The 26437-nt window shown below is 59.4% G+C and carries 23 protein-coding genes and 1 pseudogene; 12 read left to right on the forward strand and 12 right to left on the reverse strand.

Annotation, left to right across the window (positions count from 1 at the left end; genetic code table 11):
- Positions 1-19: 19 nt before the first annotated feature.
- The 4 genes from RM190_RS22815 to RM190_RS22830 all read right to left on the reverse strand — a co-directional run bounded on the left by RM190_RS22815 (position 20) and on the right by RM190_RS22830 (position 2927).
- On the reverse strand, positions 20-1660 hold the full coding sequence (locus RM190_RS22815; protein ID WP_311761782.1) for a recombinase family protein: 1641 nt from the start codon (positions 1658-1660) through the stop codon (positions 20-22).
- A 132-nt stretch (positions 1661-1792) separates the two neighbouring features.
- Entirely contained in the window at positions 1793-2446 is a 654-nt protein-coding gene (locus tag RM190_RS22820; protein ID WP_311761783.1) for a hypothetical protein, read from the reverse strand.
- An 80-nt stretch (positions 2447-2526) separates the two neighbouring features.
- The gene (locus tag RM190_RS22825; protein WP_311761784.1) at positions 2527-2697 is read right to left on the reverse strand and encodes a hypothetical protein; all 171 of its coding nucleotides are present in this window, start codon (positions 2695-2697) and stop codon (positions 2527-2529) included.
- Complete coding sequence (locus tag RM190_RS22830) at positions 2694-2927, reverse strand: hypothetical protein (protein ID WP_311761785.1); 234 nt, start codon at positions 2925-2927, stop codon at positions 2694-2696. Before RM190_RS22830 ends, RM190_RS22825 begins: the two co-directional genes overlap by 4 nt.
- 254 nt (positions 2928-3181) lie before the next feature.
- On the opposite strand from RM190_RS22830, the gene RM190_RS22835 reads away from it, so the two are divergent.
- Positions 3182-4315 carry a Hint domain-containing protein gene (locus RM190_RS22835; protein ID WP_311761786.1) on the forward strand — a complete coding sequence of 378 codons (1134 nt, stop codon included), beginning with the start codon at positions 3182-3184 and terminating at the stop codon, positions 4313-4315.
- Positions 4316-4666: 351 nt separating this feature from the next.
- Here the strand turns inward: RM190_RS22835 and RM190_RS22840 are convergent, their stop codons facing one another.
- Together RM190_RS22840 and RM190_RS23470 are read right to left on the reverse strand one after the other, a co-directional pair.
- Complete coding sequence (locus RM190_RS22840; RefSeq protein ID WP_311761787.1) at positions 4667-5209, reverse strand: hypothetical protein; 543 nt, start codon at positions 5207-5209, stop codon at positions 4667-4669.
- A gap of 22 nt (positions 5210-5231) precedes the next feature.
- Positions 5232-5603 (reverse strand): CPBP family glutamic-type intramembrane protease, encoded by a 372-nt coding sequence (locus RM190_RS23470; RefSeq protein ID WP_390908890.1) that lies wholly within the window; start codon positions 5601-5603, stop codon positions 5232-5234.
- A 621-nt stretch (positions 5604-6224) separates the two neighbouring features.
- On the opposite strand from RM190_RS23470, the gene RM190_RS22845 reads away from it, so the two are divergent.
- Positions 6225-6611: an Imm8 family immunity protein gene (locus RM190_RS22845; RefSeq protein ID WP_311761788.1), complete on the forward strand. Its 387-nt coding sequence runs from the start codon at positions 6225-6227 to the stop codon at positions 6609-6611.
- 282 nt (positions 6612-6893) lie between these two features.
- On the forward strand, positions 6894-7343 hold the full coding sequence (locus RM190_RS22850) for a thiol-disulfide oxidoreductase DCC family protein (protein WP_311761789.1): 450 nt from the start codon (positions 6894-6896) through the stop codon (positions 7341-7343).
- A gap of 389 nt (positions 7344-7732) precedes the next feature.
- On the opposite strand, the gene RM190_RS22855 is transcribed toward RM190_RS22850, so the two are convergent.
- The 3 genes from RM190_RS22855 to RM190_RS22865 all read right to left on the reverse strand — a co-directional run bounded on the left by RM190_RS22855 (position 7733) and on the right by RM190_RS22865 (position 10869).
- Positions 7733-8482 carry a hypothetical protein gene (locus tag RM190_RS22855; RefSeq protein WP_311761790.1) on the reverse strand — a complete coding sequence of 250 codons (750 nt, stop codon included), beginning with the start codon at positions 8480-8482 and terminating at the stop codon, positions 7733-7735.
- 87 nt (positions 8483-8569) lie between these two features.
- Positions 8570-9934 (reverse strand): DUF1254 domain-containing protein, encoded by a 1365-nt coding sequence (locus RM190_RS22860; protein ID WP_311761791.1) that lies wholly within the window; start codon positions 9932-9934, stop codon positions 8570-8572.
- Entirely contained in the window at positions 9931-10869 is a 939-nt protein-coding gene (locus tag RM190_RS22865; RefSeq protein ID WP_311761792.1) for a DUF1214 domain-containing protein, read from the reverse strand. Before RM190_RS22865 ends, RM190_RS22860 begins: the two co-directional genes overlap by 4 nt.
- Before the next feature lie 451 nt (positions 10870-11320).
- On the opposite strand from RM190_RS22865, the gene RM190_RS22870 reads away from it, so the two are divergent.
- From RM190_RS22870 to RM190_RS22885, 4 genes are all read left to right on the forward strand, one after another.
- Positions 11321-11881, forward strand: a complete 561-nt coding sequence (locus RM190_RS22870; RefSeq protein ID WP_311761803.1) for a Crp/Fnr family transcriptional regulator — start codon at positions 11321-11323, stop codon at positions 11879-11881.
- A 468-nt stretch (positions 11882-12349) separates the two neighbouring features.
- Positions 12350-12610, forward strand: coding sequence for a YjhX family toxin (locus RM190_RS22875; RefSeq protein WP_311761793.1), 261 nt, complete (start codon positions 12350-12352; stop codon positions 12608-12610).
- Positions 12610-13446: an SAM-dependent methyltransferase gene (locus RM190_RS22880; protein WP_311761794.1), complete on the forward strand. Its 837-nt coding sequence runs from the start codon at positions 12610-12612 to the stop codon at positions 13444-13446. The genes RM190_RS22875 and RM190_RS22880 overlap by 1 nt, the downstream gene beginning before the upstream one ends.
- A gap of 92 nt (positions 13447-13538) precedes the next feature.
- A complete protein-coding gene (locus RM190_RS22885; protein ID WP_311761795.1) occupies positions 13539-14210 on the forward strand; it encodes a glutathione S-transferase in 672 nt (223 codons plus the stop codon).
- Between the two features lie 196 nt (positions 14211-14406).
- On the opposite strand, the gene RM190_RS22890 is transcribed toward RM190_RS22885, so the two are convergent.
- Positions 14407-14619, reverse strand: coding sequence for a hypothetical protein (locus RM190_RS22890; protein WP_311761796.1), 213 nt, complete (start codon positions 14617-14619; stop codon positions 14407-14409).
- A 103-nt stretch (positions 14620-14722) separates the two neighbouring features.
- On the reverse strand, positions 14723-15463 hold the full coding sequence (locus tag RM190_RS22895; protein ID WP_311761797.1) for a metallophosphoesterase family protein: 741 nt from the start codon (positions 15461-15463) through the stop codon (positions 14723-14725).
- A gap of 643 nt (positions 15464-16106) precedes the next feature.
- On the opposite strand from RM190_RS22895, the gene RM190_RS22900 reads away from it, so the two are divergent.
- The 3 genes from RM190_RS22900 to RM190_RS22910 all read left to right on the forward strand — a co-directional run bounded on the left by RM190_RS22900 (position 16107) and on the right by RM190_RS22910 (position 21985).
- The gene (locus RM190_RS22900; protein WP_311761798.1) at positions 16107-16532 is read left to right on the forward strand and encodes a VOC family protein; all 426 of its coding nucleotides are present in this window, start codon (positions 16107-16109) and stop codon (positions 16530-16532) included.
- A gap of 539 nt (positions 16533-17071) precedes the next feature.
- The gene (locus tag RM190_RS22905) at positions 17072-18139 is read left to right on the forward strand and encodes a siderophore-interacting protein (protein ID WP_311761799.1); all 1068 of its coding nucleotides are present in this window, start codon (positions 17072-17074) and stop codon (positions 18137-18139) included.
- Between the two features lie 885 nt (positions 18140-19024).
- Positions 19025-21985, forward strand: a complete 2961-nt coding sequence (locus RM190_RS22910) for an AAA domain-containing protein (RefSeq protein ID WP_311761800.1) — start codon at positions 19025-19027, stop codon at positions 21983-21985.
- 884 nt (positions 21986-22869) lie between these two features.
- Here the strand turns inward: RM190_RS22910 and RM190_RS22915 are convergent.
- Positions 22870-24042, reverse strand: a complete 1173-nt coding sequence (locus tag RM190_RS22915; RefSeq protein WP_311761801.1) for a succinylglutamate desuccinylase/aspartoacylase family protein — start codon at positions 24040-24042, stop codon at positions 22870-22872.
- Positions 24043-24671: 629 nt separating this feature from the next.
- Between RM190_RS22915 and RM190_RS22920 the strand changes: the two are divergent.
- Both RM190_RS22920 and RM190_RS22925 read left to right on the forward strand, forming a co-directional pair.
- Positions 24672-25303, forward strand: a pseudogene (locus tag RM190_RS22920) (tyrosine-type recombinase/integrase).
- Positions 25304-25907: 604 nt separating this feature from the next.
- The coding region (locus RM190_RS22925; protein ID WP_311761802.1) for an ATP-binding protein at positions 25908-26437 on the forward strand (530 nt) is incomplete at its 3' end.

The raw sequence follows: 26437 nt of genomic DNA on the forward strand, positions 1-26437 counted from the left end.
GCCCGGTAGCTCGTCAGGCTCATAACCTGAAGGTCGCAGGTTCAAATCCTGCTCCCGCAACCATCTCAACCGAACAATGGTACAAGACATGCTTAGCCTCAGGCTGGGCCAAGCCGATCATTGCGGTCATCGCTCCCTCCAATTCAATTTTGACGCCCGTCTCGGTCTCGTGGATCGTCACGCGCGTGATCAGGCCACGGATAATCTCCAGCGCTGCTGTCCGGATCGCAGGACCCGCCAGCGTTTGTGCCAGTTCCTTGACCTTCTTGTGGTAAAGGCTGCTCAATCCCGGATGCAGGCGCACGGGTGAGGGCAGGGGCGTGGCAAGCGCGTCCTCGATCTCTCCCTTCCTCGTTTCCAAGGCATCCAGCTTGGCCTTCAGCCCCGGTGTCCGCAGGCCATCCGCGATCGCGTCATAGAGACCATCCAAGCGCCGCAGCACCTGCGCCTTCTCAGCCTCGAGCTTGGCCCGGTCCGCAGACTGGATTGCCCGGTTGGCATTCACTTCCGTGCTGTAAGCGCTGATAAAGCTTGCCACCGCTTCGGGCTGCATCAGACGATTCCGAAGCAGATCAAGGATCAATGCCTCCAGATCGCCCCGGCGAAACGAACGGCGCTGTGCACAGCTGCCAAGCTTGCGTGCCGCCGAGCAAGCCAGGTAATCTCGGCCCACGGCGGCGTATCCTCCACCGCAGCAACCGCAATGAAGCAGACCCGTCAGCAGGTGGACTTTACGTTTTTGTTCCCAAAACCGGCTTTGCTTGATGGCGCGGACCCGGGGATCGGCGTCGATCTCGCCCTGCCGCATCTTGACCTGCTGCCAGAGCGCATCGTCGACAATGCGCAACTCCGGCACGTCGGTAGTGATCCACTCCTCCCTGGGGTTCATACGTGAGACGCGATTGCCCGTCGCGGGATCCTTGATATAACGCATCCGGTTCCAGACCAGCTTGCCGATATAAAGCTCATTGTTCAGAAGCCCGGTCCCGCGCAGCCGATGGCCGCGGATCGCCGTGTCGTGCCAGAGCTTTCCGCGCGGGCCCATGATGCCCTCCGCGTTGAGAGAACGGGCGATGGCTGTCGGAGAGTGACCGTCGATGAGCTCAAGGAAAATGCGACGGACCACCTCCGCTTCGCCGTCATTGATGGTGCGCTCACCGGTGGCCGGAGTACCATCGGCGCTCAGACGCCGCACGATGTCATATCCATAGCTGATGTCGCCGCCCGCGAAACCGGCCTCGACCCGGCCACGCAAACCTCGCCGCGTCTTGGCGGCAAGATCCTTCAGGAACAATTGGTTCATCGTGCCCTTGAGGCCGACATGCAACTCGCTGATCTCGCCCTCCGCAAGGGTCACGATACGTACGCCATGAAAGCTGAGCCGTTTATAAAGCGTGGCGACATCGGCCTGATCACGGCTTAGCCGATCGAGCGCCTCGGCGATGATGAGATCGAATTTGCCGCCCGCTGCGGCCTCCAGCATGCTTTGCAGGCCGGGCCGGTGCATCGAGGCGCCCGAGATCGCCATATCCGCATAGTGCTGTGTGATCTGATAGCCTTCACCATAGCCTCGCTCAATGCACAGCCGCATCTGGTCTTCGATCGATGCTTCGCGTTGGTTCTGGCTCGAGTAGCGGGCATAAATGACAGCGCGGGTCATGAGTGGCTCCTGATACGCTTGAGGCTTTCGTTGTAGGCGCGCCCGGCTTCGATGGCGCGCGCATGGTTGTAGTGCTTCTCGGCTGTTGTGAAGCTCGTATGCCCCAGCAGCGGACCAGCAAAGCGAGCGTGCTCAGGCGATGCCCGTGCCAACGTCGTGGCAGCACCGTCCCGAAAGAAGTGCGGCGGGCACACGGATCCCTGTCATCCTTTCCGTCAGATCGCAGATACGACGACCCATATGGGAATAGCCCATAGGGCGGCCTGAGTCCGCAGACCAGAGCATCGCATGGGCCTCATCGCCACGGCGCAGCAGAAAAGGGCGCGATTCGGACAGGTAGTGGCGAAGCAGCCCTTCCAGCGGATCAGGGACCGTCGCGGTCCAGGTATTGCCGGTTTTAGTCATCTCTGGTGCAAGAGCGATCTCGATGGAATGCGCTGCAAGAAGCACCGAACGCCCCAGTTCCAGTCCTACAAATGCACGACGCCGGATCGGCAGCAGCGCAAGAAACGCAAGCATCGTGCCGTCGCGCAGCTTCTGCATGCGCTCAAGGGTCGATCCAGCATCCGCGTGTTGTCCGGTCAGATCAAGGCCCGCCTGCAGCAGAACGCTTCCTGAAAGAATGCGGCCCTGCTTCCGCTCGCCGTTCCTGTCCCGTGCCTGAGCAAAGTGAATAGAACGGATCCTGCGTAGCTTCCTGACACAGGTGTCACGGTCGACGGCAACAACGACGCGGATCAGCGTGTCGAGCCGCATGACCCGCGAATAGGCGGCATCGGCCTCCATCGAGCGCATCCAGGCCACCACGCGTTCCGGTGTGATCCGCAAAAGCGGAGGGTGCCCGAGCGCTACCGGATCGACTACCTTCAGCCAGGCAAGCCAGCGACCATAGCCGCCTCGTGCTGCGCAATGGTGCTGGCTCGAAGATGGGCAAAGGCCCCCACGTCATCCAGAGGATTGCCGCGTGCCTGCAGACCAAACCACATCTGCTGATCGGCCTCGGGCCATTCGTGTGGGTAGAGCTTGATACGCGTCATGACGTGCGAGCCTTGGCAAGAATGTCGGCATAGAGCTTGGTCGACGTGCCGGCCTCGAAGCCAACATAGGCGTTCAACTTCGAACTGGTAGAGGAATGCCCCAGCAAGCGGCGGACCACTTCATAGCTGCCTGGCCGTTCGGCCAGAACGATCTTCGCTGCAAGGTGCCGGTGCAGATGCGTGTTGAAGTCGATACCGATCTCGCGGCGAATCCTGCTGCTGATCTTCATTGACATCCATCCGTACGAAGCAGTCATTCGAACTGAGGGTTTGCTTGGTGTGCGCTCCCAAAGTGGAAACTCTCCAACTGCTGCATCTATTCTGATCAAAAGGCAGCGTCATCGCCTCCGCAATCGCTTGGAAAGAGGGCATGTCGTGACGCTCGCAAGGCTGGCGCGCGACGAAGGCATTCGAACTAGATCACGGAGAAATCCGTGGCTAGCATGCTTTGGAGCATTCACCATACCCATAGAGGAAGAAGTTTATGCCGTGGCTCGTCTTTCCCGTGAACGCCCTTGCTATTGGTAACATCACCGGCAGCAATACCTTTACAGTGAACTCCCTTCCATTAGTTGACGCCCTGACAACCGTCACGGGAGGCCCTCTTCCCGACGGTGCGACAATAGAATTCTTCGTCGATGACGGTGCCGTACATTATGACGATCTCGAGAATGGTCCGCATATCTTGACTGGGGAAGCCTTCACCACCGCCCGAGTCAGCCTAGCCGGCAACAAGGATTATGATTTTGTCGTGCGGCCTGAAAATCCGAACGAGGGCGTCATCGACATTGATAACCAGTATAATGGAGAGCTAGCCACGTTTAATGGACAGTATTTCATAAGCTCTTACCCCGACACAACGCCGGTTATCGGTACGTTCGGCGGGAATATCGTGCTGGGCAGCATGGATGGAGGCTTCCCGGATTCCGGGTCGATCACCTACACGCCGGACCCCACCGGTGCGCCTTATCGATTTTATCTCGACGCTGAAGTCGTGTGCTTCACGGCGGGAACCTTGATTGAAACTCCTGACGGGCCGCGCGCTGTTGAAACATTGAAAGTGGGCGATCTTGTCGCCACGATGGATAGCGGCCCGCAGCCGATCCGGTGGATTTCATCGCGCAGCACACGGCCGATCTTGCGACATGATCTCCTTCCGGTTCTCATTCCCGCTGGTGCGCTTGGCGCAGGATGTCCCGAGAGCGATCTTCGGGTATCTCCGCAACATCGTGTCGCCCTGAACTCACCTGCCATTTGCGCAAGCTTCGACACGGATGCGGTTCTGATCGCGGCCAAGAAGCTGGTTGGTCATAACGGAATACGGCAAGAGAGCCAGGGCAAGGTCGTCTATGTCCATTTTCTTCTGGACCGCCACGAACTGGTCTGGGCCAACGGCACTCTGACCGAGACGCTCCTGACCGGGCAGATGGCGCTCCGCGCGCTTGGGGCAGCACAACTGCGCGAAATCGCGCTCATTTTTCCGGAGATTGCTCAACCCACCCACGTGCCCCATCCTGCACGCCGCATTCTCGGGCGCGGCGAGTTTCAGAGGATACTCAAGCATTTTCCGAATGATAGGCTGGTTGGCAATCATTCGGATCGCCTTCTGTCCCACTAGATCCCTTAATCTGGATCTGTGCTACCCCGACTGGCCCTGGGTGCTGCGCAGCCTCCACTGCTCCGGTCTTGCACGACCGTCCGGCAATGGCTCGGAGCTACCTGCTGCGGGGCAAAACGACGGCAATTGGGCTAGGGTCGCGACTGGTTGTCCACCCAGCCGGGCCCGGCCCATTATCGACTATCGCATGCTGGTAATGCCGCACGACAGCATTCCTGAAGCAACCGCTCGACACGTCCCGCAGCATTTCTGGCTGAGGAGCGGCTGCGGCGCGCCCACTGCGGTCATTCTCTGCGCCGGCGCCATCCAGCCGATGACAGATTTTCGATGCAACTCGGCTTGCCAACGAGCTTAATTGAGGCTCTGGAAATGGCCTTGACCGTCGAAGAAGCAATTGAAGAACGTTGAGCCGCGCGTGCCGTCGAACCAACCCTGTGCCACATAGCGACTGCCCACCTTGAAAGACGGGTTCACCGTGAGATCGGCCGGCCGGACGTTGAAATGCGATGCCGCCTCCCCCCTGCAGAAGCGCGACATTTCCGATGTGGTCATGGCAAGCTTGGGTACGACAGGTTCCTGCACTGTGCGGCCCTGCCGCTGATGCGCATTCACTTGGCAGATGCCGCTTGCGCCGCCCTTGGTATATGAGACGGCAAGGCTGTGGTCGGGATTGACGTTGATCGACACGGTGATGTGGTCCCTGACCGCCTCGTAATAATTGGCGTTGAACCGGTGCAGCTTGGCCTCATTGCCGTTCAGGAAAACGGGGCCGCCCGCGTCGGAATGCACTTCGATGTGGCTCGGACAGGTTGCGTTGAAAAAGGGAACGTCGGCGAGGGCCGGGGTCGAAGTTCCAAACACAAGAAAAGCTGCCGTCATCAAGTGTTTCGTCATTCTTGGCTCCTGTGGAAAAGTGTTATATTCCAAGTTCATGGAAGTATCGTGCCAACATGATCTCCGTCCAATCTGTTGCAATATGCACTCCAAAGGACACCCAGAGATTACGCGTGACAAGAAACGCAAGTGTGAAGACCAGCCTCGCCACCCCGATCACACCGAAGCATTGCGCTACGTTCCAGTCGTATGTGGGCGGATGCGCGAGGCAGAAAACCAGCCAGCCCGAGACGATCCCGAGCGCTAGCGTCAGGCCTGCACCCACGCCAGTCCGGCTGCGCAGGAACGATGTCACGGCAAGCATGGGAAGTATGGCCAGTAACTCCTCCCCAAGCAGCGACGGAAGTGCCGAGAGCAGTTGCAGTATGAAATCGAACCCATCTTGGGATTGGATTTAAGCGAAGATGGAATTTGTCGCGGTCGGAACAATGTCGCTGATAACTAGCGCGGCCAGCAGCGTGAGAATGATTGCAAGCGCGGCAAAAGCCGGGATCGGGAACGCGTCCCGCAATCGAAGCGGGCGGAACAAACCAGTTCGTCCCGGGCCCGCAGAAACGGCCAGCGCGACAAGTGGCAGGACAGGAAAAAGGATGCCGGTTATGGCGGCGGGAACTCCCAAAACCACCGGGCCGCCAATCAACAAAGTAAGCCCAAAGGCAAGCCCGGCAAGAATCAGTCTCCAGCCAGTCGGTGCGATTGCGTCGTTTGCAGCGGGAGATTCTCAGCGTCGATCATCGGCTCCAACACCCCTGGAATCGGTGACGCATGCGGCGGCAGTAAGTCGGAACGCGAACAGGTCAACTGCGTGTGGTTCTTGTTGCACAAAGGGTCGTACTGAAATCTGGCATATCGCTGGTTGGATAGGTCAGTTGCGAACGGCTGCATCGTGCGATGTCAAATCGACCGCGGTTTTGTTCATCTCCAAGCGATCGACTGTCCGATCCAGGCTCCGCAGCACGATGCGGACATTCATTGAACCTGCTGATACCTTGTCCCGGACACAGACGAGGGTCAGATGGAAGCCGAAATCAAGAGCTTTTTCCTTGGCGATTTTCACGGTGAACCGCTTTGCCCATCTGATCCAAAGCACTTCGGCGGGATTCTGGATCTGGTGATCGGTGAAACTGGCTCGACAACTGGTGACAATTTTTCGGTTTTCGTCTGCACACCCTCATGGTTTTCCGCCAGCGTTCTGAAGGTCTATCCGACCGACCCGACGCACGAGGCTTTTTCCAAGCCTGCGTTCGGACGACACCATCCGTTCGTATCGATGTTTGACGAGAAAGAGGTTCGAGGAGTGATAGACAAGCTGCTGGGCAACGAGGCCCGCGGCGATTGGTCAAAACCAACCGCTCGTTTAGCGCGCAACCTTCCGTGGGAGTTTGAGGACTACCAAGGCTGACGGCCATTGGCAACTATGGGCTCCAAGCTGCCTGCGGCGTAGCGGCAAGTGGGTTTGACCTTGCCGTTCGGACCTCACCTTGTTCGGCAGGGTGAACCGGTCTTTCGTGGGCGATCACCATGCCGCCGTTATGCAAAACCGCACCTCCTGGAGCGGGCACCAGGACCTGCGGATTCATGTATACAGCGCGAGTGACATGAACCGGAGATCCATGAGAAGATCATGTGATGCCCGGCAGCTTCGGATTGCGCCGCGCCGGCGTTTGCCGGATGATCCGGTGTCATGGCCGAACCCTTTTCCTTCCGCAGAGACCCGGCGGTGCCGCCTTTTGATGACCTCCAGCCTGTCGCGGTGATGGATGCCGAATGCGCCCTGTGCAGTTGGGGCGCGCGAATGATCCATCGGCTCGACGGCACGGGAACAGTGCGCATCTGCCCGATCCAAAGTCCGCTGGGCACCGCGCTGCTGCGCCATTACGGGCTGGAGCGGGAGGACCCCTCAAGCTGGCTGTTCATCGACGGCGGGGTGGCCTATGTCGATTGCGACGCTGTGCTTCAGGCCAGCCGCAGCTTGGGCGGATGGATCCGGCTAGCCGGCGTGTTGCGGGTTTTCCCCCGGCCGGTGCGCAACTGGTTCTACCGTCGCCTCGCGCGCAACCGCTATGCGCTGTTCGGTCGCGCCGACATGTGCGCCTTGCCGGACCCGGCCTTCCAGCGTCGGCTGCTGCGGTGAAGATCCTGATCCTCGAATGCCATGGCGGCTTCGGCGGACGCTTCGCTCGGAGTTGGTCCGCGATAGGCATGAGGTTATAATTGCAGGGCGCGGCTTAACCTAGGCGCAGGCTCTGGCGGACCGACTGGACTGCGAAGCGATACTGATGTCCAAGATGGCAGCTTCCGCTTCTACGTGAATATCCTGGCGCTTGATGTGAACGGCCAAGGTTCGGAGGCAAGCGCCCGGCCCATACCGGACTTTTGGGCCCCGCGAATGCTGCAGGGTGACCTCTGCAAAGCCACCGCTCGACCGCGGACTCTATCCGCTTTTTGGCAAAGGCGAATGGGGAATGACACCGTTCGGTGCTCGTACCTCGGGAGCGTTCACTTCCGAACAAGCGCCGGTATTCAGAAGCGATAGCTTGCACCAAAAATCGGACCGTTGAGTTGCAAGTCGTAGGGCAGGCCTTGGTATTCACGATCAACTGACAAGTTGCGCCACCCGCCGCTCAGTGTCCAATTCGTGCCGACACTATAGCTGGCCAGCGCCACGACCTGCCAGGTGTCGTCCGAAGCCTCGCCGATGCCGAAGCCGCCGCCGTCGATCCAAAGGCTGGCCTGCCAGCGGCCGTCCTCACCATAGGATATCCGCGTCGCAACAAGCGGATCGATCCAGGTATCGGAAAGTGAAGAGCGGTAATCCCGCAGGGCAGTGCCCCGGAATGCAAGGTCGATATTGGCAGACATCAGCCTTGCGCCGCCCCCCAGATCGACTCTCAGCCCATCCCGATCCACGACATTGTAAAGGCCGTATCCCGCGGCCGAGGTCAGCTTTATCCCCGTCGACACTTCCGAGAACAGCACCTGCCGGGGCATCTGATTTCCAAGCGTAAGGTCGAGGTGGAGGAAATCCCCAACCAACGACCAGGGCCCGCTTTGCGCGCTGATTGTACCCATGATCCCGGCATCCAGCGCATCGACCGCGTCGGCGCGGCCAAGCTCGGTTGTCACCGCGCCGAAACGGGTGTCGAGCGTGGTCGTGGTCTCTGGAAGCCAAAGATAAGCGGATGCCGAGACCTGCCAGCCTTCCTGAGAGGCCGCAGGTGTTGCGCAAAGCGCTGCGCCGACAAGCAGCGGAAGGGCTTGAGACCGCTTCATGGGGGAATTCCTCGGGGCATATCGGAAGAGAAGTCGCGGCACATGGGCCAAGAGGCGGCCGTCTGGCCGCCCCCCGCAAGGCGCGTGTCAGCCGACGACCTCGATGGTGGGCGCCTTCCACTGACCATCAAGAGCTTCGGGCTTGGGCAAGTATAGCCGCATGACGGCGTAGAACCCCTCGGCTGGCGCGGGCAGCCAGCTCGCCTCTTGCTCGGCGCCGGGGCTTTCGGCCTGAAGGTGGAGGACGATGCCGCCGGTTTCGTCCCGTTTCAGCCCCGGCAGCATCGGCGAATTGATCAGGTAGCGGTCGATCGGGTTATCGACCAGCAACTGCCGCGCCATGTCATACATCGTGATCGACCAGAAGGCGGCCACCGGCGGCAGGGCATCCGCCGCGAAGCGCAAGGCATAGCGATGCGCCTTGCCGTCAAGCGGCTTGCCCGCCGCGTCGAGATTATAGATGACGTAAAGCGCCTCCTGTGCGGTATTGCCATAGATGCCACCCTGCGCGGCAGCGGCGCGGTCCATGTAGCGGCCCTTCATGAACTCGGGCGTTCCGAACAGCTTGGCGGAATCCGTGAGATGCGCGACCTCGGCGCGGATCTCCTGCTCGGTCGGCCGGACAAGGTCGCGCATCCGGGCCACCTGATCCGCATTCAGGCTGGCGGGGGGCCAGGCCGTCCCCGCTTGCAGCCCGAGCGTGGCGAAGCTGTCGCGCAGGGGTCCCTCCCATTCGAGGGGCGGGGCGAACTGCAGCAGGAAAGTCGCAAGCGGCCAGAAGTCGGTCAGCATCCGGTCGTCGTCGATCACCGGCCAGTCGATGGCAGGTGCCGGAGCCGGGGCAGGCGTGCCCGCAAAGGCCGACAAAGACTGCGCCTTGTAGCCCGCCTGAACCGCTTCGACCTTGCCGATGTCGTCGGGCGCAAAAAGCTGCGTGCGGATGACCACAAGACCCAGATCAGTCGGTATCCGGACCACACGCTTGATCCCGGCGGGTGCTTCCCCTTGCCAACCCGGCCCCGCAATCATGAAATCTCCGCCGCCATTGCCATCCACCCGCGTGCCCAGATAATCGACATTGTGGGTATAGAGATCGACGATTTGGGCCGAGTAGTAACGATCCGCCTCGATGGCGGGCAGGGACAGGACCAGCGGTTCGGCGCGCAGGTCCATGACCATGAAGGAATAGGGTGTGTCAGAGTTGGGCGTGATGATCGCCGTGTCCTGCGGCGTATAGACCCGGGCGATGCTGCTTAGCGTGTTGAGCGGCCCCTTGTACTGCTTGCCCCCCGGTTCCAGCGCGTATTGGTATAGGGTGAGGTAGTTCTTCACCATCGGGTAGGTGTAAAGAAACGCCTCATGCGTCAATGCACCTTGATCCTGCGCATACATCGGCAGGCCCGGCAGCACCGCCGCCGCGACGCTCATCTGAAGCAGGGTTCGACGGTTCATTGCACTTCCTCCGGTTCCGGAAAGACCCAGCTGCCATCAAGAACGCTGGCATCGGGGCGATAGAGCCGTACCATCCAGTTCCAGCCCTCTGGCGTCGGCAGGCAGTTCACGACCGCCTTGTCGCATCCGCCGAATTGGACCGTTACGCTGCCATCGCTATCGGGCGTCGCGGTCAGGTTGTTGAGCGTATAGGCGTTCTGGGTGTTCGCTACGTAATAGCCGTCGGCATTGTAGATGGAGATCGACCAGAAGCCTTGGACCGGTACCTTGCCGACCTTGACGCGGTAGACGGTCTTGCCGTCGTTCTTCGCCACCTGCCGGTTGAGGTAGAGCGCCTCGGTTTCCGGGTTGCCGCCCCATCCCATGGCCGAGCCGATCACATGGCGAACGGGGTCAACCTGATCCTTTGCCCCGAACATATGCCGCGTGTCGGGCAAAAGCGCGGCAAGATCGATCAGCGCCTGACGCGTCCGGTCCTGCGTGGAATTGTCCCAGTCGGGCACCTCGAACGACCCGGGGCTGGTTTGCGAAACCTTGATCCCGTCTTGAAGCTTATGGACCGTCGCAAGATCCTCTGCATCCTCGGGGTTCACCAATGTGCGGATGGCAACCGCCACATAGCGTGTCCCGATCGCCGCGCGCGTCAATTCAAGCGTACCACCTCCATAGTGAACGCCATGGGTATAATGGTCCTCGTCGATGATCTGGACTGAGAGGAAGCGCGTGCCGGGATCAGGCAGCGTCAGCGTTACCGTCCCGGCATCCAGATCGAAGATGCCGCTGGAATATAGCGTGTCCCGGTTGAGCCGGATCACCGTCTGCGCGGCAACATCGGCCATCACCCGATCATGGCCAATGACACCCAAACCATTCCGCGCGGAGATGCTGCCGAAGTAAAGATCGCTTTCAGCCCGAGCAAAATTGTCCGTGCTCACCGGCACGGGTTCAGCCTGTGCCAGTCCCGGTGCGATCAAGAGCGCCGTACCAAGAGCATATGCGATAACGGGGAAGCTACGGGACATTGCGGTCCTTTCAATTGCATATCGCGGTGACGCTTTGGTCATCCGCAAAATTGAGGCAGCGAGGCGTCGTGTATGACGAAAGCCCGACTGTCCGATGGATCAAAGGCATGGCGACCCTCATGTGAGGGAGGCAGGAAAATTATATCATTGGCAATACGGGCCACCGTATCTGTCGATTCGAGGGATTGATAGTCCACCGGAAAATCTCAAACTGTCCCAATCGACACAGTTCAGCGAAAAATAACTCGTGCCCATAACAAGAGCAGAAGCCGAGACGATCATCCTTCAGAGCGGGTGGCTCGCCCTGCAACCGTCCACGTTTCAGAAGACGGTTCTGTCGCGTAGCCTGCTTCAAAACTGGGATGTGGGCGAGGTCATCTACCACGCCGGGGATCCTCCGGGTGGAATCTACGGTCTTGTGCACGGATCGCTTGCCGTAAGTATGGCCGCGCCGAATGAAGCGCCCCGATTTGTCCAATTCGGGATAGCGGGTGCATGGGCCGGTGAAGGGCCATTCCTGACAGGGGAACCGCGGCGCGTCGAGATGCGCGCGATTACCCGTTGCACCCTCTTCCATCTACCGCTCGATGTAATGCAGCAGATGGCAGCCTCCAACCCGGATGCGATCCGTCGCTTCGCCCATATCACGGTGCTGCATTTCGACGTGCTGACCCGAGTTATCGACGATTTGCTGATCCCGAACACGATGCGACGGATTGCCTCGGTGCTGCATCGCGCCAGCTGGCTACAGTCCCGCAGCATTCCGATCAGTCAGGAAGCCCTCGGCGGCATGGCCAACGCCTCACGCAAGCAGGTCAACGCCGCATTGGCAAAGTTCGCGCAGGCGGGATGGATCACGACATCCTATCGCACCATCGAGGTCACTGATGGCGGTGCATTGCTACGGTTCGCACGAAACGATTAAGTCCAGAGTTGCTCCCAGAATTCCGCCGATTTGTGAGCTCTGCGATTGCAATTCCATCCTCGGACAGCCCCATTGGGTCCGGCTGCATTCGGTTGCAGCCGAGGCAGATCATGCGCAACCCGGAGTAAATCGATAGTCGGCCCCTAACGGACGTCTTATCCTGCTAATGCCGCACGACAGCATTTCCCGAAGCAGCCGCTCGACACGTCCCGCAGCATTTCGCGCTGAGGAGCGGTTGGGGTGCGGGCAAAGCTGCCGTTTCTGTCAGAGGCTTGATGGTTGCCCTAGTGATGTATGGTCTCTATATGCTGCGCCTGGGCCGGTGGAATAGCCGTCGCTCGTTCCAAGAGGACTGGATGTCAGAGCTTGTGAGATAAGGCTCTCTGGGTTTCAGAGAGCTGGGTGAATTCCGAACCACCGGGTGCAGTGCACTTGCGGTGTTTTTTCACATATTCTCACGAGACATCCATGAATATCTCACGAACTGAACAACGTGTTCTGCACGTTCTGGCCCTTGGTGGCCGTATTCACCACGAGCGGACCGATGGTGCAAAAATCACTGCCATCACTTGCGTCACGCGTGAAGGAACGGTGCTGTCCGACTGCACTCTGAGCGTCTTCAGCCGTCTGCGCAAAAGGCGCCTGATCGAATCCCGTTCCGGCAGCCCCTATCGCATCTCGAAACGGGGCCGGCTTTCCGTTCGCGCTCAGCTCGACAATCAGGGCTGATGACAAAGGCAGTCGGGCTGCATCGAAATGCCGATGCAGCCCGCGAACGTACGATCAGCATCCGATCAAAAGGACAAGTCATGGATATACCACGCATTTTCAGCATCAGCGAAAGCACGCATCGCATTCACAATCCCTTCACCCCGGAGAAGTACGACACCCTCGGCAGGGTGCTTCGTCTGGAGCCGGGAACCAGCGTGCTCGATCTCGGCAGCGGTTCGGGGGAGATGCTTTGTACTTGGGCCCGCGATTTCGGGATCACGGGCACCGGCATCGACATGAGCAAACTGTTCTCCGAACAGGCAAAACGCCGCGCCGAAGAACTTGACGTCACTGGTCAGGTGAGTTTCATCCACGATGACGCGGCTGGTTATGTCGCAGAGGAGAAAGTCGGTGTGGCAGCCTGTGTCGGCGCCACATGGATCGGCGGAGGTGTTGCCGGTACCATCGAACTGCTGTCGAAGAGTCTCGCGTCCAATGGGATGATCCTCATTGGCGAGCCCTACTGGCGGAAACAGCCGCCAAGCGAAGAAGTCATCAAAGGTTGCGGGGCCGGTACCCTGTCAGACTTTCTGACACTTCCCGAACTGCTCGGGTCCTTCGCGGAGCTTGGCTACGACATCGTGGAGATGGTTCTGGCCGACCGGGAAGGCTGGGACAGGTACGAGGCCGCGAAATGGCTCAACATGCGCCGCTGGCTCGAAGAAAACCCCGATGATGACTTTGCGCCAGAAGTTCGGAAACAGTTGTCGTCAGCACCCGCGCGATACGCATCATACACGCGTGAATATGTGGGCTGGGGCGTGTTCGCGCTGATGGACCGAAAACGTCATTGACAGAGCAGGATCGAGCGGCCCCCGGTCGCTTGATCCTTGACCGAATATCCACGACTGCCTAGGGGGTTTGCGGCGCAGTGTGAGGTATCTTTATGACGTGGACCTTGGCCATCGGAGAACGGTGCTATTCCAGCTGGAGCCTGCGCGGTTGGCTGTTGTTTGACGCGTTCGGCATTCCGGTCAATACTGTCTCCGCACCCCTATACAGCGATGGCTTCGCTCGTGTGCTTGCGGACTTCGCACCCGCCAGAACGGTTCCTGCGGCCAAGCTAGGTGATACGGTCATTTGGGACAGCCTCGCCTTGGCCGAGGAACTTGCCGATCGCTACCCAGACGCTGGTCATTGGCCTGCGGACCCGGCCCGCCGAGCTGCGGCAAGGTCCATGGCGGCCGAGATGCATTCCGGGTTTACGGCCTTGCGATCTTATTGCTCCATGAACCTTCGGACAGCCTTTCGCGACGTGCCCGTACCAGATGACGTACGAACAGATTTGAATCGTATCGAAAGGCTTTGGTCACAGGCCGATGGATGGCTGTTCGGTGATTATTCCGTCGCGGATGCCTTCTTCGCGCCCGTGGCGATGCGGATTGCAGGCCATGACCTGTACGTCGGTCCTAACGCCCGCGCCTACGTGCATAAGCATCTTGCGCATTCTTCGTTGCGGCGCTGGATGGAAATTGGCCGGGCGGTAGATCCTGTTCTGGACGCCTATACTCGGGATTGGACAGAGACGGCATGGCCGACCACCACCACGAAAGACTAGCTCTCCAGAACCGTCGGTGAGTGCGATGCGCGGTAGCCCCCGAAGCTTGCCGCTATGTCTTGACTGTCGGCTTCGGGCTCATATTCGGGTCGCTCCCCGTCAGGCCCGGTCCCATTAATCCGGGTTTCTTCTAGCAAGGATCGGGGCAACACAATATAACCCCCGCGTCTCGGGGCCCAAGTCTGATCCGTGACGATCAATATCCACCCCGCGCCGCCACCGTTGCCAGTATTCCCGAGACCGGCGCGACGATGATGAGCACGAGCCACCAGACCAGCAGCTTCAAGCGCCCACGCCCGAGGAAATCCATTTCGGTGATGTTGTTGGCGCGAAAAAGGTCGTCGCTGCGAAAGAACAACTTGGCGAAGACCATAACCAGGCCCGCGATTGCGGCAAAGAACACCATCATCAGAGCCGTAGAGAGCATCATTCGCTTCTCTCCCAGAGGTGTTCACGCAGCATGATTTCAACAGACCTGGCGTTTCGGCGCAAGGCGACGAGATATGAGCGTCCTATCTCACGCGGCCGCGGAGCAAGGCCTGAACCCAGTCCGGACGTCCTCCCGCCTCGGCCATCCGGATCATCCGTGCGGGATCGTAGGGCACCTGATGGTGAGAGGTCGCCCAGCCAGCCGCGGTCCTTCTGACAGTTGCATAGCTGGCTGTGCAAGTGCCGGTTTCCATGACATGCGCGAAGGGTGTCTGGTCATCATAGGCCGGACAGCCGACGCTGCCCGGATTCAGGATCGAGCACGTCCCGATATCGACCCGTCGGGGAATGTGGGTATGGCCACAAAGAAAGAGGCTGGCTGATCCTTGCAGTTCCGCCGCGATCGACGCCTCGTTTTGCAAAACGGCATGACCAACAGGCAGAACCGTTTCCAGCCAGTAGGTCGTATCGCTTCTGGGCGTGCCGTGGCAGAGAAAAATGCCATCCTGAAGTGTCAGGACCGGCGGGAGGCCCCGGAGCCATTCCAGATGGGCAGGCCGCAACTGGGCATGAGCCGCACGATCTGAGATGCCCATCTCGCCAGGCTCCAACTCTACCAGTTGGCGATCATGGTTGCCGCGAATGCAGATGCAATCGCCATCCATCAGCACATCGGCAGTCTCGGCGGCCGCAAGCGGACCGCTTAGGTGGTCACCGAGGTTAACAATCCTGTGGATGCCCTGCGTCTGGATGTCCTCCAGCACGGCCCGGAGGGCATCCACGTTGCCATGGATGTCGCTGATGACCGCCAGTGTGCCCTGCATGAGGCTTCCCAAATTTTTTCGTTGCAGGCCATCATCCAGCTTTGGCAACCGGAAAATCAAGGTTCGTGAGACAGATAACAGGAGTCATGGGACAAAACGGACGCTGCGTCTGGTAAAACGGTCATCGCGTGCGGCGGGCCTCTTCATGTCTACCCTCGTCCCGCTCTAAGGGTCTACGGCCGGGCAGGCTTCGTCTATCCGCGCGCGCTTGCCCTGTTGCGAACTGTCCCCCCCCCGATGGTGCAACGGCCGTGCACCAAGTCCTCCACCATCAGGCCTTCGAGTGAAAGCATAATCTTGTCGTCACTGGTGGCACCCGGTGAGATTGGCAGATGAAAGGTGCGGCCGTATTTCTTCATGGAGACGCGATAGCACAGATCGCTAAGTGGCGGCTATTGGCTCTGAGCATCGATCTGGCTTTCCGAACCCGCGAACGGTGTAGACCGGGCCAGCCATGGCACCGATGCGGACATTGCCGTCGTTGACCGCCCAACACACCCGGCCTATCATCCGCCGGTCTGAAACAGGTTAGGCTCGGGAAGGTTGGCCCGGCCCCCGCTCTGCGGGTCCTTCCGTTGCAAGCCAACGGCCCAAGACTATCAAGGCGTCTGCGCGGTGCAGGTGCCGATAGAAAGGGTATGGCATGAAACCCAGGATTTCCGTTCTGACACTCGGCGTCGCCGATCTCGAGCAATCGCTTTCCTTCTACCGTGACGGCCTCGGGTTGCCCACGCAAGGCGTCGTCGGGAAAGAGTTTGAGCATGGCGCGGTGGCGTTCTTCGATCTTTCCGGCGGGCTGAAACTTGCGCTCTGGGCGCAGGCCGACATTGCCCATGATACCGGATTGCCGAAGCAGCCGGTCAGTCCGACCGCCTTCACCATTGGTCACAACGTCATGCGGCGGGAAGAGGTTGATCGGATCATGGAGGCTGCAGAACGTGCAGGGGCAGAGGTCGTCAAGGTCGCGCAGAATACGTTTTACGGAGGCTACGCGGGCTATTTCCGCGATCCCAACGGGCATCTGTGGGAAATCGTCTGGAACCCGGAACTGCTTCCCGCGGAAGATTGAGCAATCCCCGAAGACCACCGGCTTCAGCTAAGGCCAGTACATGCCGCGGTACTGCAACCGCCAAGTTTGCTCGGTGCAGCCCTCCTGCTGCTGGAACAGGAGGACCTGGCCTTTACCAGCCGCTGGACCATGACAAATGCCACATTGACGCATGTGTCGCAGCGGTCACCCAGCCATAGTGAAGGAAATCCTTGATGAAACGGCAGGGATGCGGGACAGACCGGATCTTTTGCACCTGAAGCGACGACCTTGCTTGACGCCGCTTTCCCTATCAGGTGCAGGAAGAAACCGATAAGGCGATCAACTTGAGCAACCTGCCTGACGAGCAGCATGTCTCGGGTGCCGGAACCAACTATTCCCACAATCCTGGCCGCGAGCTCCAGGCGACCCTGCGTGACCGCTTCTAATGAAAATCTGGCATGGGGGTGGTGTTCTTGCCGCTTCCGTTCTTTCCAAATGGAAACACTCAACATCTGGTTCTCGGCACTCGCTTGCGCTAGGAGGGTGCAAACAATACCGCCCTGCGAAGGACTATCGCCATGCTTCAAGCCAGCACGCGGCTTTCTCATCCCGAAGCCATCGAGGCGATGCACCGCTTCCAGCAGGACCATCCCGAATTCATCACCGTCGAAAGCGAGACTGGCCCTTGGAGCATGGTCATCCCGGCGGGGCGCTTCTTCGTGCAGATCGAGGCCGATCACCTGTCGGTTCTGGCCGAGGGGGTGGACGCGATTGGCCTCAGCTATCTGAAGCTGATCTTCGTCGACCATATCCGCGAATATCTAGAAGAAGAGATTGAATTCGCTTGGACCGGTGACGAAACCGATACCAAGGTCCCGCCGTTTTTCCGCCAGATCACTGTGGTCTGGTCGAAACAATTGACCCGGTCGATGCAGCGCGTGCGCTTTGCCGTCCCGGATCTGGAAAACCTGCAGCATACGGAATTGCATGTCCGCCTGCTATTGCCGCCCAAGGGACGTACGCCAGTCTGGCCTTGGATGACCGCCAGCGGCGGCATGGCATGGCCTCAGGGCGAGGATGCGCTGATGGCCCGGATCTATACGCTGCGCAGCGTGGACCTTGCTGCAGGTGAGATCGAGATCGATTTCGTGCTGCATCCCTGCGACGCGCCCTCTGCCGCGAATTGGTCGACGCTCTGCCAGCCCGGAGATATCGCCGGGATGCTGGGACCGGCGGGTCAGATCCCGAGATCAAGCGGCCGCCTGCTCATGCTGGGTGATGAGACGGCCTTGCCCGCCATCGCGCGTGCCTGCGAGGTGCTGCCCATCGGGGCCGATTGCGAAATTCTGGTCGAGGTCGACGGGCCCGAGGACGAGATGGATCTCGGCTGGCCGGTGAGTTGGCTGCACCGCAATGGCGCGACCCCCGGCACGACCAGCCTCTTGGCCGATGCGGTGAAGGCGCGGGAACCTTCGGACGATCTCTATCTTTGGGCCGCTGCGGAATTCAGCGCCTTCAAGGAAATCCGCAGGCATGTCCGCTCCGTCTGGAACCTCCCACGCGAGCAGCACAGCGTGGTGGCCTATTGGCGCTATGGCACGCAGGGCGTACTGCCCGAGGAGCCGCATCACAAGAAGAAAGCCTGAGTTCTTCTGCGGGGGCACGCAATGTGACACCCAGGTTGAGATGGGCTTAGCTCGACGAATAACGATGCTTCCGCAGTCGCTCGTAACGTTTTCAGCGCCCGGTTAACGCAATACAGCAGCGCGGAGTTGGTGAGACAACTGTCCGCTAAGGAGCCCGCTTATTTCGCGGCGTTCTCAAACCGTGAGAGGTGCCGCGCGTTGCGCTAATGCTGGCTCAGGGCTTCGAGCGGCATGCTGCGACACGGCAACCTGCAGGTTGGGCGCCCTCAGCCGATCCGCCGCTCACGAAGGCGTGGCCCCGGCCCATTGTCGACATTCGACCGATCACAATGCTGAGTGGCGGCATCCAATACAGCAGACGTTCAGGTGCAGCGCAGCGAAACGATGAGATGGTTGCTTCCTCCATCTGGCCACTGAACAAGTTCGTACCCACGAAGTACTCGGGCAATGAGCAACAGTTTTGAGAACACGCTTCGCTATTGGCGTTCCTCACTCGCTGACGGCGCACTTGGTGAAGGAAAATTCGCTCAATCAGATCGAAAGCGGTTTCTGGATGTTCCCTCGGAGACCTTGAAGTCAGGTGTTCTGCCCCGCGAGACCGTGGAACTACTGTTTCGTGACCAAGCATCTGCCCGGACAGTAGGCGTTCGTATTTGGCCTTTGGTCATGGCTCGAAAGACATCTCACGGAGCTGCGCGATCTGGCGGCCTACCGGAAATCGTGGCGCCCGTTGTGAGCGAGGCGACCGTCGATCGGGAAGGGCTAATTACGCCCACGCGTAATGCCTTGGCGCGAGACCTCCTAACCCCACTCCCGTCTGGTGAGTTTGCGATCGGATCGGTTGATGCTCTTGACGACTTCCTCACCGAGACCCCTCTTCCCGAAATGTCCAGCGATGCGGCATGGCAAGCCTACCTCGGACACTGCCGCAAGATGGTGGACGCTGTTTCCCAAGGCTGGCCACGGGGTGATGTTGACTACAAACCCCTCGGTTCAGGCTTTCTTGAACTCGGCGATGACGCTAACGCGACGGTTCGAGGCATTCTCGATCTGTACGACAGAATTCTGGCGGATGGGCCGGATGCAGCGCTGCTTAGGCAGATTGCAATTCCTCAACCTCGTTCAAGCACACCCGACCATCGAGTTGAACAGGAGTTATTCCGGCGGCTTGGTCACTCCAATCCCAACTTCCCTCTTGCCGAACATCAGAGGCAGGTTCTGTCGTGGCTGGATGTGTCATCGCCTGGCGAGGTAATTGCGGTGAACGGTCCACCCGGGACCGGCAAGACAACCATGCTCTTGTCCGCAGTTGCCGGGTTGTGGGTACGCGCGGCGCTAGATGGTGGGGATCCACCGGTAATCGTGGCCGCTTCGTCGAACAATCAGGCCGTGACAAATATTATCGACGCGTTCGGTAAGGATTTTGCCAGGGGTGACGGACCTTTCGCGGGCCGCTGGCTGCCTGAAATAGATAGTTTCGGCATTTTTCTCGCGTCCAACGCTCGGCGGATGGAAGCTGCGCGTCGTTACCAGACGGAACTTTTCCAGTCCGAGCGCGAGACTGTTGCATATGTCCAACGTGCAAAAGAGGCATACCTTGGCGCTGCCAAAGCAGCCTTGCCTGAGCTGGACACCACGGATCTGACCTCAGCTGTCGCGGCTTTGAAAAGCAGGATGGTGATTGAAGCTGAGAAACTGAGCCAAATTGATCGTGCAACCAGCGCCGTCCATGCCGCGAGAATCGCCCAAGATACGGGACTAGGATCTGACCCATCCGCTGCCGAATCCAAAGCTGCCGAAAACATGGAAATCCGCACTGCAGCATTGGCAAACCTACAGACCGCGCGGGCGGCTTTAGATCGGCATCTTGCCTCAGAGTCCTCCCTCGTCTCGATGGTCAGCGTCTTTGCGGCGGCAAAGGAAAAGCGGGCATTGCGTGCTCGTCTGGCCCTCGGTGATCTCGTGCCCGGTCTGGAGGACACCAAACGCGTTGCAGAGATTGAACAGCGAATTCACAGCGATCTTCGCGACGCCGCGAAAGCCAAGCAAGATGCGGAGCAGGAGGTAGCACGCGTAAAAGCACTGCGCCAAGCATTAGCCGACGCGGAAAAGCAATGGTCGAATGCTGTGGCGACCTTGGGTGGTTCTCAAGATTGGGAAGAACTAGAGCGGCAAGCCGACCTGGGCATTCGGTTTCATCTGTTCCTTTTGGCCACCCATTATTGGGAAGGACGGTGGCTTCTGGAAATGGAGGCCGACCTTGCCGCGATCGTCGCGTCCCACAACAAGAGCGGCAAGGCAACGGTGATACCCCGTTGGCACCGGCGTATGATGTTGACACCTTGCGCGGTGGCGACGTTCGCCAGCCTGCCTGGAAAGATGACTTACAGCCGCCGCGACGGTGGAAAATGGGCGACCGAATACCTCTTCGACTTTATCGACCTACTGATCGTCGATGAGGCCGGCCAAGTCCTTCCCGAAGTTGCTGGGGCCTCATTCGCACTTGCAAAACGCGCTCTCGCTATTGGTGACACGCAGCAGATCGAGCCGATTTCGTCCGTACCCCGCCCAGTGGACGCAGGTAACCTGCGAAGCACTGAACTACTCGCGAGCGACGCGACCATCGAGACCCTGACCCAACGCGGCATCTGTTCGACAAGCGGCAGTGCCATGCGCCTCGCACAGCAAGCCTGTCTCATTTCGCCATATCCTGATCTCGAGAAAGGGCTATACCTGTTCGAGCATCGGCGTTGCTACGATGAGATCATCAGCTTCAGCAACGCACTATGCTATAAGGGCAAGCTGCGGCCCCTGCGCGGAAAGGCGCCCTCAGGGGCGATCCTGCCTGCTCTTGGCTACCTTCACATCGATGGCAGGGCCTTTTCATCGGGAAGCAGCCGTATCAACCCCTTCGAGGCTCAAACCATCGCAGCATGGTTGGATGCCAAGAGAGTCGACCTCGAGACGCATTACCAAAAACCGCTGGAACAGGTGGTCGGCATCGTGACCCCCTTCGGGCGGCAGGTGCGCGAAATTCGTGACGCATGCGCAGCTCGGAGAATCTCGGTTGAGGGTCGAGGAGGCATGACGATCGGGACCGTTCACGCATTGCAAGGTGCTGAGCGTCCCGTCATAATTTTTTCACCGGTCTACTCGAAACATGCAGATGGGGGCTTTATCGACGCCTCGCCCAGCATGCTCAACGTCACCGTCTCCCGTGCGAAGGACAGCTGTCTCGTTTTCGGCGACATGGACAACTTCGGAGCCGCAAAAAGCGGAACCCCCCGCGCGATACTGAGTGATTTTTTGTTCACATCGGAGGAAAACGCGCTCGAGTTCCTCGCCGAACCACGCGCAGACCTGAAGCAAGATACGGGGCAAATCGCAATGCTGCGTGATGCCGCAGGACATGACGCTTTCCTCCTTGACGCACTCGCAAGTGGTGGGCGCCGCTACACGGTCGTCAGCCCGTGGGTGATCGCAAGCACGATGGAAAGGGTAGGCCTACTTGCAGCATTCGAGAAGGCGGTTCATCGCGGTGCAGAGATAGATGTATTTGCTGATCCGCTGCTTAACACTGGACCGGCATCTGGGGGGCTAAACCAGATGGAGGCCGTGGAACGGGCGTTTTCCCGCATTGGAGTAAAACTGCACAAGTTACCGAAACTGCACAGTAAAATAGTAGCCGTTGATTCTGATGTGCTGAGCATAGGATCTTACAATTGGCTCAGCGCTGATCGGCACGGCCAGTATGCACGCCACGAAACTTCGTTCGTCTATCGCGGTCAGCACCTCGAGAGTGAAATCCGAACAATCATTGAAAGCCTTGGGGGAAGAGAGACCTGATTATGTTCCGATTGTTTTCGGCTGATAGCTCCGCCCGAAGCCGGGGATATCCGCACAAAACCACGGAAATAATGCTGCGCGAGTTGAGGTGCCACTATGAACCAGGTGATGTGGGTTCTCGGATGGGCGTGAAGGAGGATAGGAAAACCGGAACCGCGCTGCCGCACGCAGATCTCGCCACTCAATGTTGTCACGAACTGTTCCGCAAAACTTTCAAAAAGGTCTGCCAACATCCGTGTTCCGATCGGTCTGCTCTGCTCGTGCTAATACACTATGCTAAGGCGGTTATCAGAAATGCTGTCCCGAGCAGGTGCGTTTCGCCGTCCAAGGCGACGACCAGAGCCGCACTCGCACCATCCGTTCCCGAAGCTAGCCTCAATCAATAGACAGGAGGCTTCCATGAAGAGGAGAGAGAGAAAGCTCGCTGCGCCAGCGGATGATCGAAGAAATGCGGGCATTGTTGACAAGCTGAGGGCAGACAATGCTCTCAGCCTGTCTCTGGTGGCCAAAGATGCGGCGATATCATCGCCTATCTAGCCGGTTCGAATCCCCGGATCGGCACGGTGTTCGGGTGGGGTCTGATCGGTCCTCTTGCCGTTCCACCCTCACGGCACTTGATCGGCAGCACTCACAGGGCCGGGGCGCTCCTTCGATTGCGGACAAGCTGAAGGGGCAGCATTGGTCGGAGAGATCCGATACTAAGGCCGGTTTGGCTTCAGTGTCGTTCAATCCTGTTCGTCCGGGACGTATCGATAGATGCCGGAGAACCGACAGGCGAACTGACCCGGCTCACCGCACTCGGCCTGAAGTACCAAGAGTGACGCAAGACCTATGCTCGACCACCTCGAGAAAAGGCTTCCCGCAAGTGAGACCGCGCATCCGCCTTATTCGGGATAGATTTCAATCCCGTCCGGCACGGTCTTGTGGAAAAGCACCATCACGATAGGGTTACCAGGCTCGGTCATTGCATCGCTGCGAAGGCCCGCCACCTCGCCGGATACCGCGCAGGTATATTCTGCGACAACCTCGCCGAAACTGTCGCGCTGGATCGCAACTTTCTGTCCGGCTTCGACCTTGTCGTTGAGCTTCACCAGATGCTCGACGATCCCGCCCTCGGTCGCGAGGACCGGGAACCCGCTATTGCCGATAAACACGTTCATGCCTTCTGCGGTGCGGCCCATCGGTCCGGGAAGGATACCGTGATGCTTGAGGACGTTCATCGTCCCCTCCACGAACAGCGCGATCATCTCGTGGTCAAGGATGCGCGCGGCGCCGATCTCGGGCGCGAAGGCGGGAATACCTGCGTCGACGAAGGCGTTGTGCAGGACCGTCGGATAGGCGACCTTGGGCATGTCGAGGATCTGGCTGACGGGATAAAGGTCCAACATCGCCTTGACCTCGGGTCGGCTCGTCTCGCCGATATTGAAGGCCGAGACATCGAAGCCGGTCGTCCCGGTATGGAAATCGATCGCGGCATCGGCATTCGGCCGCAGCAGTCGGTTGAAGAGCATCCCGGCATGGCGGCTGGGCGCGGTAAACCCGTTCTCGTTCCCGGGCCATTCCCGGTTCATGTCGATCAGGTCGCCCCCCCGGCCCTGATTGGGCCAGCGCCGCTGCATGCTCTCCAACGCCGGGCGCGACACGTCGGTTACGGCCATGACCGTGCCCGACATCTGGGCAGGATCGAGCTGGCTCATCACCGTCTGGACGGTGTGGATCGAGCTCATCTCGTCACCATGCACGCCGCTTGTCATGACGACGCGCTTGCCCGGTTTTGCCCCCCGGGCGACGGTCACGGACACATACCAGTGCTGCCCGGTCGGTGCCTCCACGCCCTCGAAATACAGGAAGTGCTTCTGCCCCGGCTCCAGATCGTTTACGTCGAGTGCGCTGACGACTTTCTTTCCTTGGATGATATCGCCGGTATAGACGGTCCCGGAACCGGTTGCGGCCGTTCCCGTCTCCTGTGCGCGGGCGGCACCGGCAACAAGCGCGGCGCTGGCGCCCACCGTTGCAATGGAAGCAATCATGAAGTCGCGACGATCGGGACGTTCCACGGCTTTTTCCGACATGACCAATCCTATGCCGTTGTGAAATGCAGTCCTGCTATCAGAAACCCTGAATATCCGATCGACAAGCGTTTTTGAGCGGCATTTTTGCTGGTCGCAGTGGTGGCATGTTTCGTCGCCGCAGAGTCGGCATCGACGATTTAGCTGTGCTAGTTGATGTTGCTCGTCGGATGGACACACGAGGCGAGCGCCTCTGCCATCTGCCGATCCTGATCTGGAAATCCGCGACATCCTGCATGGCAGGCCGGTGATCGCGGAGGCCAAGCCGGACACCCGAATGTCCGAGGCGGGTTGCGAAACGTGGCTGAGCAATCTCCGCGCAGTTTGGGCCCAAACATCGTCTGCAAGGTACGGGCTGGAGCCATCCATACCGTGTCGTGCATCTCCCAATTGGCGGCGAACAGGGGCCGACGCTTACGTATCGCCGCGGGATCGCGACCATCCGCATTGGACCTTGAGCGGCGACCTAGCCTAGCAGTGCATCGGTCCCAGACAAGGCGAGGAACCAAGATGTGACTTATGTAGCCAGTTCTGAGAACGACTCGACCGTTTTGTGAAACTTTCGGCTTCGTCGGATCAGTCGAAGCAGGGAGGGCAGGTGGTCAGGAGGTATCACCATGTTCACCGATTCACTTCCTGCTCTCCGTCCCGAGCACCCGCCATGGAACAAGCGACGCATCATCGGTCAGAAGCACCCTCTGCTGCCAATGCACGTCTGGTCGATCCGCGTCCGTCTGGAGATGGCAGACAACAAGTGCGATCTGGCATTGTTCAACCTGGCCCTAGATAGCAAGTTGCGCGGCTGTGACCTTGACGGTCTGAAAGTCCGCGATGTCTTTGCCGCGGGACGGGAAAGGAGCGCGCTTCGGTGGTCCAGAGCAAGACTGGTAAGCCGGTCCGCTTCGATATCACCGAGACGACGCGTCAGTCCCTCGAGTGCTGGATTGCCGATTCTGAGATGATTGGCCTCGATTATCTGTGGCCCAGTCGCCTGCACCACAGCCCGCACCTGTCGACACGGCAATACGCGCGGATCTTGCGAGAATGGGTGATGTCGATCGGACTGGACCCAAGCACCTACGGCACTCATTCGATGCGCCGTACGAAGGTGGCGCAGATTTATAAAAATACGGGAAATTTGCGGGCGGTGCAGCTTCTGCTGGGCCACACCAAGATGGACAGCACCGTTCGCTATCTTGGCGTCGATCTTGATGGCGCACTCACATTGTCAGAGGGAATTGATTTGTGAACAACACACCGGGCGACAGGATTCTTGCCGGCCGGCCCTGTGCAGACGGTCGCATCCTGATAATGCGGCACGACAGCATTCCCCGAAGCAGCCGCTCGACACGTCCCGCAGCATTTCTGGCTGGAGGGGCGTCTGCGGTGCGGACCTTGTTGCCGTTTGCGAGTGAAGCATCGTGGCTTTCGCCTCTGCAGCAGAACTGACCAGACGGGCGGGAACCGGACCTTCTCTGCGTGTGCGAACACACTCTTGCCAGGGCATGGCTGCGGACATTCCGCCAAGATCCGCCCCCGGAACCGGCGTGACCTACATAACGGGTGGGCGCGAAAGTTCGCTGCATCTGCGAACCCACCTGCGCGTCAACGCTGGAGCCGAAAATTGGCCTGGCTCCCGCGGTCGGACCGCGGTTACCGATAAGAGGGCGGATTGTCGGCAATCGAGGCGGAGGCGTATCCGTTTCCCTGGTGGACCTTGATAAACAAAGCGCTTATTTGGGTTTGCTATAAGGCGTAGAGCGGTGGGCGGCTTGGATCGTCTGTCCGGGGTGGTGGGTCTCCCGGATCGGCGGTTGCTATTGCGTTTCACGCGTCAGAAAGGACAGCCGAAGATGCACGTAACGCGTGCTACGATTCGAAATATTCGTATCATTGATGACTTTGAGTTTCTTCTTGACGCCAAGACACCATCCGCTGGATGGCATGTGTTCCTCGGTGACAACGGCTCCGGAAAATCGACTGTTGTGCGGTCTATAGTTCTCGCTCTGGTCGGCGCAGAAAACGCTGCCGCCTCCCGGCAGGGTTGGAGCGGTTGGCTGAGAGAAAACGTTTCAGCGGGCTCAATTGCGGTAAGCCTACGACAGCATTTGGACCATGATCGCTGGAGTGGGAATGGAAGAACGTCGGAGACAGTATTACCACTCAAAGTAAACCTGACCAAGAATGAAGTGACAGGTTTGGTTGAGACTTCTTTTCAGAAGGGGTCCAGCGGCCCAAGAACCGTGTGGGGAAGCGGCAAGGGCTGGTTTTCAGCTGCATTCGGACCCTTTCGCCGGTTCCGAGGTGGCGATCGCGAATATGACCTGCCACTGAACTGTCATCCAGTCGGAACCAGAGCCCGTTTGGTTGATACGCCTTCCGG

The sequence above is a fragment of the Paracoccus broussonetiae genome (assembly GCF_031854425.1).
Classification (GTDB): domain Bacteria; phylum Pseudomonadota; class Alphaproteobacteria; order Rhodobacterales; family Rhodobacteraceae; genus Paracoccus; species Paracoccus broussonetiae.

What these genes read in the sequence shown, in the direction of transcription:
- RM190_RS22815 (WP_311761782.1), bottom strand. Translation starts at nt 1,660, where the DNA reads ATGACCCGCGCTGTCATTTATGCCCGCTACTCGAGCCAGAACCAACGC.
- RM190_RS22820 (WP_311761783.1), bottom strand. Translation starts at nt 2,446, where the DNA reads ATGGAGGCCGATGCCGCCTATTCGCGGGTCATGCGGCTCGACACGCTG.
- RM190_RS22825 (WP_311761784.1), bottom strand. Translation starts at nt 2,697, where the DNA reads ATGACGCGTATCAAGCTCTACCCACACGAATGGCCCGAGGCCGATCAG.
- RM190_RS22830 (WP_311761785.1), bottom strand. Translation starts at nt 2,927, where the DNA reads ATGAAGATCAGCAGCAGGATTCGCCGCGAGATCGGTATCGACTTCAAC.
- RM190_RS22835 (WP_311761786.1), top strand. Translation starts at nt 3,182, where the DNA reads ATGCCGTGGCTCGTCTTTCCCGTGAACGCCCTTGCTATTGGTAACATC.
- RM190_RS22840 (WP_311761787.1), bottom strand. Translation starts at nt 5,209, where the DNA reads ATGACGAAACACTTGATGACGGCAGCTTTTCTTGTGTTTGGAACTTCG.
- RM190_RS22845 (WP_311761788.1), top strand. Translation starts at nt 6,225, where the DNA reads ATGGAAGCCGAAATCAAGAGCTTTTTCCTTGGCGATTTTCACGGTGAA.
- RM190_RS22850 (WP_311761789.1), top strand. Translation starts at nt 6,894, where the DNA reads ATGGCCGAACCCTTTTCCTTCCGCAGAGACCCGGCGGTGCCGCCTTTT.
- RM190_RS22855 (WP_311761790.1), bottom strand. Translation starts at nt 8,482, where the DNA reads ATGAAGCGGTCTCAAGCCCTTCCGCTGCTTGTCGGCGCAGCGCTTTGC.
- RM190_RS22860 (WP_311761791.1), bottom strand. Translation starts at nt 9,934, where the DNA reads ATGAACCGTCGAACCCTGCTTCAGATGAGCGTCGCGGCGGCGGTGCTG.
- RM190_RS22875 (WP_311761793.1), top strand. Translation starts at nt 12,350, where the DNA reads ATGAATATCTCACGAACTGAACAACGTGTTCTGCACGTTCTGGCCCTT.
- RM190_RS22880 (WP_311761794.1), top strand. Translation starts at nt 12,610, where the DNA reads ATGACAAAGGCAGTCGGGCTGCATCGAAATGCCGATGCAGCCCGCGAA.
- RM190_RS22885 (WP_311761795.1), top strand. Translation starts at nt 13,539, where the DNA reads ATGACGTGGACCTTGGCCATCGGAGAACGGTGCTATTCCAGCTGGAGC.
- RM190_RS22890 (WP_311761796.1), bottom strand. Translation starts at nt 14,619, where the DNA reads ATGATGGTGTTCTTTGCCGCAATCGCGGGCCTGGTTATGGTCTTCGCC.
- RM190_RS22895 (WP_311761797.1), bottom strand. Translation starts at nt 15,463, where the DNA reads ATGCAGGGCACACTGGCGGTCATCAGCGACATCCATGGCAACGTGGAT.
- RM190_RS22900 (WP_311761798.1), top strand. Translation starts at nt 16,107, where the DNA reads ATGAAACCCAGGATTTCCGTTCTGACACTCGGCGTCGCCGATCTCGAG.
- RM190_RS22905 (WP_311761799.1), top strand. Translation starts at nt 17,072, where the DNA reads ATGCTTCAAGCCAGCACGCGGCTTTCTCATCCCGAAGCCATCGAGGCG.
- RM190_RS22910 (WP_311761800.1), top strand. Translation starts at nt 19,025, where the DNA reads ATGTCCAGCGATGCGGCATGGCAAGCCTACCTCGGACACTGCCGCAAG.